Annotated in this window: 5 protein-coding genes and 1 pseudogene; 1 reads left to right on the top strand and 5 read right to left on the bottom strand. The window is 67.9% G+C overall.

Features of this window, described 5'->3' with window-relative positions:
- From MTR66_RS08365 to MTR66_RS08350, 4 genes are all read right to left on the bottom strand, one after another.
- Positions 1 to 922, bottom strand: a 922-nt coding sequence (locus MTR66_RS08365; protein ID WP_243919689.1) for a Wzz/FepE/Etk N-terminal domain-containing protein, incomplete at its 3' end; no start/stop codon positions are given.
- A 16-nt stretch (positions 923 to 938) separates the two neighbouring features.
- On the bottom strand, positions 939 to 2,219 hold the full coding sequence (locus MTR66_RS08360) for an outer membrane beta-barrel protein (protein ID WP_243919687.1): 1,281 nt from the start codon (positions 2,217 to 2,219) through the stop codon (positions 939 to 941).
- A 184-nt stretch (positions 2,220 to 2,403) separates the two neighbouring features.
- Positions 2,404 to 3,780, bottom strand: a complete 1,377-nt coding sequence (locus MTR66_RS08355) for an HlyD family type I secretion periplasmic adaptor subunit (protein WP_243919686.1) — start codon at positions 3,778 to 3,780, stop codon at positions 2,404 to 2,406.
- Entirely contained in the window at positions 3,777 to 5,684 is a 1,908-nt protein-coding gene (locus tag MTR66_RS08350; protein WP_243919682.1) for a type I secretion system permease/ATPase, read from the bottom strand. Before MTR66_RS08350 ends, MTR66_RS08355 begins: the two co-directional genes overlap by 4 nt.
- Before the next feature lie 144 nt (positions 5,685 to 5,828).
- On the opposite strand from MTR66_RS08350, the gene MTR66_RS08345 reads away from it, so the two are divergent.
- Positions 5,829 to 7,325: a TolC family outer membrane protein gene (locus MTR66_RS08345; RefSeq protein WP_243919680.1), complete on the top strand. Its 1,497-nt coding sequence runs from the start codon at positions 5,829 to 5,831 to the stop codon at positions 7,323 to 7,325.
- A 65-nt stretch (positions 7,326 to 7,390) separates the two neighbouring features.
- On the opposite strand, the pseudogene MTR66_RS08340 reads toward MTR66_RS08345, so the two are convergent.
- Positions 7,391 to 7,591: pseudogene (locus MTR66_RS08340) on the bottom strand (endonuclease/exonuclease/phosphatase family protein); the annotation flags it as partial.

Here is a 7,591-nt window from a genome sequence, read left to right as displayed (position 1 = left end):
CCACGCTGTCCGCCCCGCCCGAATGCAACTGCCCGCGCGCGCTGGCCAGCGCCGCGGCATCGCGGGCCGCTTCGGCGCGGGCGGCGGCGATCTGCTGGTTGTACGTGGAGATTTCCTGCTCGGTCAGGCTCGTGGCCGCCGAACTGAGCAGGCCGGTGCGCACCCGATACGCCTGAACCGCTGCAAAAGCCTTGTTCGCCGCCTGCCGCAGTTCGTCCACCCGGGTGTGCAGCACTTTGGCCGCCGTGGCATGGGAACGGGCCCGCTCGCGCGCATCGTCGGTAGTGAACAGGCGGGCGTAAGTATTGGCGACCAGCGCCGCCCGCTGCGGATCGGCATCGTCGAACGCCATGCGCAAGTTGAACGAACCGCCCACCCGCGCCACGCGCAGCCGCTCGGTCAGGTAGGTGACGGCCTTTTCGCGGAACGCGTCCTCGCCGCCATTGAAATGCACCGCGCCGCGCCGGTCACGAATGCCCAGCGAGGACAGAATATTGTCCAGCGCGCCGCGCGGCTCGGCCACGTCCGCCCGGAATGCCGCATCGTGCAGCAGGCCAGTGCTCTCCAGCACCTGCCCGGCCATTTCGCGCGACTGGATAAGCTGGATCTGCGTCTCGACATCTTCGTCGCGCGGCGTGGCGGCCTCGGCAGGGCCCACATCGTCCGGCACCACTTCGACCGGCTTGGTGATCATCACCACATCGGCGCTGGAGCGGTAGATCCGGGGCAGCGCGCTCGTCCAGACCAGCGCCAGTACAATACAGTTGGCCAGCGTCAGCAGCAGCACTTCCCGGCGGCGGCGCAGCATCGCGAGCAGGAAGCGGACCGTGATCGGGTCTTCCGCCGCCTGATGCGAGGCCCCGCCCCCCGGCAGGACTTGCGGCACGCCCGCATGCGGCTCGTAAAGCGCGGGGAGGTTCATGGCCGCAGCTCCCGTCTCATGCCGTCACCGTGATGCCGAGCCCGGCGCCGAAGGCGGTAAAGGCATTCACCAGCCGGGGCCCGCTCACATCCTGGCGCACAAAGGAAACATAGCCCCCGAAGGAGAGCGACCGGCTCACCCGGTACTGCGCGCGCAACCGGGCCGATTTGCGCCATGAGCGCGTCTGCACGTCCCCGAAATCGCCCCGCTCCAGAGCCGCCATGGCGGACAGGCGCACGTTGCGCAGCGGATCGTAGTACGCGCTCAACGTGAAAGTATCGGTCAGAATGGCGCCTACCCGGCGATTGCCACTGTTGCGGAAAGCGCGGCTCGCCTGGGCTCGCAGCGTCAGCAGCGGGGTGACGTACCATTGCAGGTCGCCCCGGAACGTCATGCCCTGAAAGTCGCGGTAATCCGGGGCTGCATAGTCGCGCCACTGGTAGCCCACCTGCACTTCGCCGGAGACGACCGGCGACAGCGCCCCGCGAATGCCCGCCGCCACCGCGCGGCTATGCGCATCGCGGCGCGCGTCTGCCGGCGCCGAAGTCGAATCCAGATCCTCGTAGGACGCCGTCCCGAAGAGCGACACGAAACCTGACAAGTCGTAGTCCAGCCGAGCCTCGCCGCGCAGCTTGCGCGTATCGCGGAAGGACTGGTCCGCCTCGCCGCCACCGGCCAGCGATACCGGATCGTATTCGGTGCGCTCGTAATACAGCGCCGGGGCAAGGTGGAACGCGCCCAGCGCCAGCCGCGCGCCCAGATCCGCCCGAAGCCTGCCGTAGCTGACCGGCTCGGCCGCATCGGGGACCGATCCGGCACTGCTGCGCGGCTCGATCAGATGCGAGAAACCGGCAGAGGCCCGCAAAGCGTGGCGCGCGCCGAAATCCAGCCTGCCGTTTCCGGATACCGCATATTCCTCGCTGTTCTCGGACCGGAAGCGCGAAAACCGGCGTATCGTTCCGGCCGCGGACAGCCCCAGCGCGTGGCGCGGAAGATTGGCCTCCAGCACCAGCGAGGGCATGATCATCGCAACCCCCGCGCCTCTGGCATCCGGCCGGTTGAACACATTGCTGTCATAACCGCCCACCGTCGAGACGCTCGGACGGGCCAAGAAGGGGCCGAGCGGAAGCGGCTGCGGCCGCAAGGCCGGTTCCACCCGCGCTCCGGCAACATCGCCGCGGTCGAGAGCCGGATCGATAACGATGGATGTGCCCGTGCCCACCGCCTGGGCTCCCGCCAGCGCCGGTGCCATGACAGCACTCGACGACAGGGCCAGCGTGGCAAGGCCTCCTTTCATCCGTTTCACCGCTCCTTACTGGAATGCCGCCCGGACTTTGCCTGGCCGCACGCGTGACTGATCCTGCGGATTTTCCGCACCGCCATCGGCAGTGGCCGGTCCTTCCGCCCCTGTGCATCGCGGCATACCCGCGACGATTATCTGCTATTTCAAGTAATTCCTGACACGCACCGGTGTATGTTACTTATTCCCGCAGGGCGCGCTTCAATTGATCCGAAAGCGGGCGAATTATGTATTGGAGCAAGGTTCTTTGCCGGGTCTGAATAAAGGTCTCGACCGGCATCCCCACGGATAACCGTACTTTTCCCAATTTACGGAATTCGTCATCCGGAATGGAGACAGTGACAGAATAGTAAGAGATTCCCGTCCCGCGATCGGCCGTGCGGTCCGCCCCGACTTGCGTGACGGTTCCCGTCAGTTCGGGCGTGGTGCGCATGTCCAGCGCGGTGAAGCGCAAGTGCGCGGCCTGCCCCACGGCCACGCTGTCGATATCGGTCGGCCGCACTTGCGCGCGCACGACCAGCCGGTCCCGCGCCGGCACGATCTCCATCAGCGGCTGGCCCGCAGGCACGGCACTGCCGATCGTGCGGACCTGCAGTTTTTCGACAATGCCATCCTGCGGCGCGCGGATCGCGGTGCGATTGTTCTGATCCGCCGCGGCGGCATCCTGCTTGCGCACGTCCGCAATCGCCGTCTGCACTTGCGCCAGTTCCAGCGCCGCCTCGCTGCGCGCAGTGCTGGTGACGGAGGCCTCCTGCACCAGCAACTCGCCGATCCGCGCACGGGCCTGGGTGATCGCGGATTGCGATGCCGCTTTCTGCGCCTGCACGCCCACCGCCGCCCGCTCCAGCGCATTGAGCCGGTCGAGCGTGGTCAGGCGCCCTTCGTAGAGATGGCGCGTCTGCGCGAGTTCCTGTTTCACCAGCTCTTCCTGCCGGGCGTAGGCCCCGGCCTGGCTGCCGTAAGTGGCGATCTCCGCGCGGCTCTGGGCGATCCGTGCCTGCAGCTGGCGCACCTGATCCGCCCGCGCCCGGCGGCCGAGTTCGAAGCTGCGCCGCTCGTCCTCCATCGCCGCTTTGACAGCGGGGTCTTCCCCCCTGGCTTCCAGTTCGGCGGGAAAGGCGATGGCCGCAGCCCCGCTCTGCAATGCCCGCAGCCGCGCGGCCTTGGCCAGCAACTGGCCGAGCCCCAGCCCGGTATATTCGGCCACCGCCCCCGAAACCGTGCTGTCCAGCCGGACCAGCACCTGCCCTTTCTTCACGGCATCGCCATCGCGCACCAGAATGGCGGAGGCGACGCCGCCGAAAGGATGGGAGATTTCCTTGACGTGCGTTTCTACCGTCACGTCCCCCGGCGCGATCACGGCCCCGGCCATCGGCAGCACGGAAATCAGCCCGCCCGCCCCGAACACCAGCAGCGCGACCGCGCCCAGCCCGAAGCGGATCAGCCGGGACAGCCCGGGGTCCGCGAAGCCCGTGTCCTCATGCCCGGGGGCCTTACCCCCGGCGGCCAATGCCGGAAAGCCTGCCCTTCCCGGCGCCAGTTGCACGACCTGATTCACAAGCCCGCCTCCACGCGCATGCCCGCATCCTCTCTGCTTCTCGCAACGCTGTCTCTTCTGGGGTTTGCGCTGGCCGCACGCGGCGGCTCTCCCCCGAACGCGGGCTTGGGCAGCCGGGTCCGCTCCTCGAAGTCTTCGCGCGTTTCGAAGCGTTCGATGCGCCCGTTGCGCATCGCCATGATGTGGCTGACATGGGCGATCACGCTGGCCCGGTGCGCAATGACCAGCACGATCCCCCCGCGTTCGCGCACGCGCCGGATCGCCATGCCCAGCGCGGCTTCCCCCTCGCGGTCAAGATTGCTGTTCGGCTCGTCGAGCACGATCAGGAAAGGATTGCCGTAGAGCGCGCGGGCCAATGCGATACGCTGGCGCTGCCCGGCGGACAGCCCGCCCCCCTGCGGCCCGATCAGGTAATCGTATCCTCCCTCCAGCCGCACGATCAGATCGTGGCAATCGGCCGCCTTCGCCGCCTCCAGAATGGCCTCGCGATCGGCATCGGAGCGGAACCGCGCGATGTTCTGCGCGATCGTGCCTTCGAACAGTTCGATGGACTGCGGCACATAGCCGACGATGCGGGCGATCTGATCGGGCGGCCACTGGTCCAGCGTGGCCCCGTCCAGCCGCACCGATCCGCGCAGCACCGGCCAGACGCCGCACATCACGCGGGCCAGCGTCGTCTTGCCCGAACCGCTGCGCCCCACCACCGCCAGCGCCTGCCCCGCCGAAAGCCTAAAACCGATGTCGGTCAGCGTAACCGTGCGGGTCCCCGGCGGCGCGGCGGTCACGCCCGATACCACCAGCGCGGCCTCCGGCGGCGCCAGCCCCATCGGCTCCACCCGGCGCGGCACGGCCTCAAACAGCCCGCGCAGGCGGTCCATCGCCTGACGGCTCGACACCATGCCCTTCCAGTTCGCAATCACCTGTTCGACCGGGGCCAGCGCCCGCGTCGAGAGGATCGAGCTGGCAATGATGATGCCCCCGGTCGCGCTGTCGCGGATCACCAGATAGGCCCCCAGCGCCAGCGTCGTGGATTGCAGGAGCATGCGAAAGGCCTTGGTCGAGCCGGACATCGTGCTGGAAATGAAGGAAAAGCGGTCGTTCGCCCGCAAGTATTCGTGCTCCACCCGCTGCCACTGTTCGCGGCGCGTGCCTGCCATGCCCATGGCCATGAGCGTTTCGGCATTGCGCAGCGTCGCATCGGCCAGCGCCGAACGCCGCGCGCCCGTGCGCATCGTTTCCTGCGCGAGCGGCGCCGTCATCCGGTTGTTGAGCAGCATCAGCGAGACGAGCACGCACACGCCGCATAGCGCCAGCAGCCCCAGCGCCCAGTGGAATATGGAGAGGATCAGCAGGTAGACCACGATCCACGGCAGATCGAGAATGGCCAGCGGCCCGGGGCCGGAGAGATAGCCGCGCACGGTATCGGCATCGCGCACGATCTGCGTGCCGTTGGGCATGGCGCCCCGGTTCAGTTCGTAACGCGAAATCACATCCAGCACGCGGCTGCTGAGCGAGCGCATGAACAGCGAACCGGCATGAACCATGATCCGCCCCCGCGTAACGTCGAGCACGGCCTGAAACCCATAGGCCAGCGCCACCAGCACCAGCAGACTGACCAGCGAAGGCACCGAGCGGCTGGGCAGCACGTCGTCATAAGTCAGCAGCATGAAGAACGAGCCTGCCAGCAGCAGCACGTTGTAAACGCTGCTGATCGCCAGCACCGGCAGCAGAACGCGCCGCATCGGAGCAATCGCCGCCTTCAACTCGGCGGAAAGGCGCACGGCGAAAATCACCGGCACCGCCGCGCCGCCGCCGGGCGGGAAGCGCCCGATGCCGCCTGCACTGTCCCGCAGGTCCGGCTGAAGCCTTCGATACCGCCGGTCCCAAACCGCCAGCGCGTGCATTTCCGCATAACTATGTCCTGTCCGGAACAATCTCGCGCTGCAGCAGAACAGACAGGATCATAAACAACCAGAACCAATAGATCAGTTTTGGGGCTTCTGCCCCGGCATCTGTTCGTCCTGCCATCCAATACTAGGGGGAATTTCTTGGTAACTTATACCTATAAAGCCGCCTGCCTGAGCACCGCCCTGCTGCTTACGGCCAGCCCCTTGCATGCCGATACGCTCGAACAGGCGCTGACAGCGGCCTATGAGCACAATCCCGCGTTGCAGGGCAGCCGCGATCTGGCCCACGCAGCGGATGAAGGGGTGGCCCAGGCCCGCGCGGCCTATGGCCCCACGCTGAACGCCAGCGCCCGCCACACTTACACGACCGCGCGAACACGCGGGACGGCCTATCCTTCCGAACGGGACGGCTTTGGCACATCGGTGGACGTAACGCTGTCACAGCCGCTGTTCACCTCCGGCCTGCTGGCGGCCCGGCTGGATGCGGCGGACGCAGCCAGCATGGCGGAGCGGGATAGGCTGCGCGCGAGCAGCCAGCAGCTCATCCTCGATGTCGTGAATGCCTATGCCTCGCTCCAGCGCGACATCCAGCTCTACGGCGTGGCGCTGGAAATCTACCAGTTGCTGCGCCAGCAGCGCAGCGTGATCGCCGAGCGCTACCGCCTGCGCGATTCCACCGCCCCCGATGTCGATCAGACCAGCAACCGGCTGGAACTGGCCGCCGGGCGCGTGATCCTTGCGCGGTCGGCCGTGGAAACCAGCGCCGCGCGCTACCGCAATCTGGTGGGCGCCTACCCTGCCGCACTGGCTCCGCTGCCCGCGCTGCCGGATCTTCCCGGGCTGGAAGCGCTCTATGCCGAAGCGGAAACCCACAACCCCACGCTGGGCGCCGCGAAGTTCACAGCCGCCCGCTCCCGCGCGGCGGCCGGGGCGGCCCGGGCGCAGATGCGCCCGCAAGTGCGCGCTTTCGCCACCGCCGCGCGCAGCCCCGTTTCCCCCTATCAGAACACGGTGCGCCAGGAATCGGTGGAAGCCGGGCTCAGCCTGACAATGCCGCTCTATACCGGCGGCCAGCTCTCCTCCGCCCTGCGCGAAGCGTCCAGCCGCGCCCTTGCGGACCGGCAGTTCGCCGAGCAGGCCCGGCGCGACATGCGCGAAACCCTCGCCACAGACTGGAGCCTGCTGCAAGCCTCCAGCGAAGCGATGCCGCGCTACGAGGCGGCGGTGCAGGCCGCCGAACGCGCGGTGGACGGCGTGAAGACACAGGAAACCTCAGGCATTCGCACCCTGCGCGACGTGCTGGACGTGACCAACGATCTGCTCAACGCACGCACGGCAGCGGCGCAGACCCGCGCCGAGATCTACGTGCGTCAGGTTGCCGTGCTGCGCGATGCCGGATTGCTGACGATCGATCTGTTCGCGCAGATCAAACCCTACGATCCCGGCAGCCGCAAGGCCGGAACCGCCTGGCTGGCGGGGCTGCCGCTGCAGCCGGTTCTGGAACCCGCCGACCGCGTGTTTCTGGACGATCGCGTGCCGCCCGAGCCGGTACAGCGCGAAAATTCCGGCGCCTACGATTGGGTGCGGTCCGCCGGAAATCCCCTGCAGCCGCCCTCCGGGCCGCCAGCGGCACCGTAAGGACCGCGCCGCCTCTCAACGCAGGCGCCAGACCGCTCCGGATCGGAGGTAATCGCGCGCACGGATCAATCGGCGTCCGCCCGGCACAAGTCCGCCACATAGCCCAGATGATCGGACCCGAGATCGGGAGAACGCCTGACCGCCGCCACGCGCCAGTTGCGGCCGACAAGCAACTGGTCGATCTGCCATAGCCCGCCGATCCGGTGCCCGCCGTAGCGCACCGGCCAGGTCGGGCCGCCCGCGGCCGCCACGCGAAGGCCGTTTCG

Origin of the sequence: Novosphingobium beihaiense (genome assembly GCF_022832375.1) — a bacterium.
Taxonomy (GTDB): Bacteria; Pseudomonadota; Alphaproteobacteria; order Sphingomonadales; family Sphingomonadaceae; genus Novosphingobium; species Novosphingobium beihaiensis.
The sequence above is the reverse complement of the archived record's forward strand: the minus strand, read 5'-3'. Positions and strand labels throughout refer to the sequence as shown.

What these genes read in the sequence shown, in the direction of transcription:
- MTR66_RS08360 (WP_243919687.1), bottom strand. Translation starts at nt 2,219, where the DNA reads ATGAAAGGAGGCCTTGCCACGCTGGCCCTGTCGTCGAGTGCTGTCATG.
- MTR66_RS08350 (WP_243919682.1), bottom strand. Translation starts at nt 5,684, where the DNA reads ATGCACGCGCTGGCGGTTTGGGACCGGCGGTATCGAAGGCTTCAGCCG.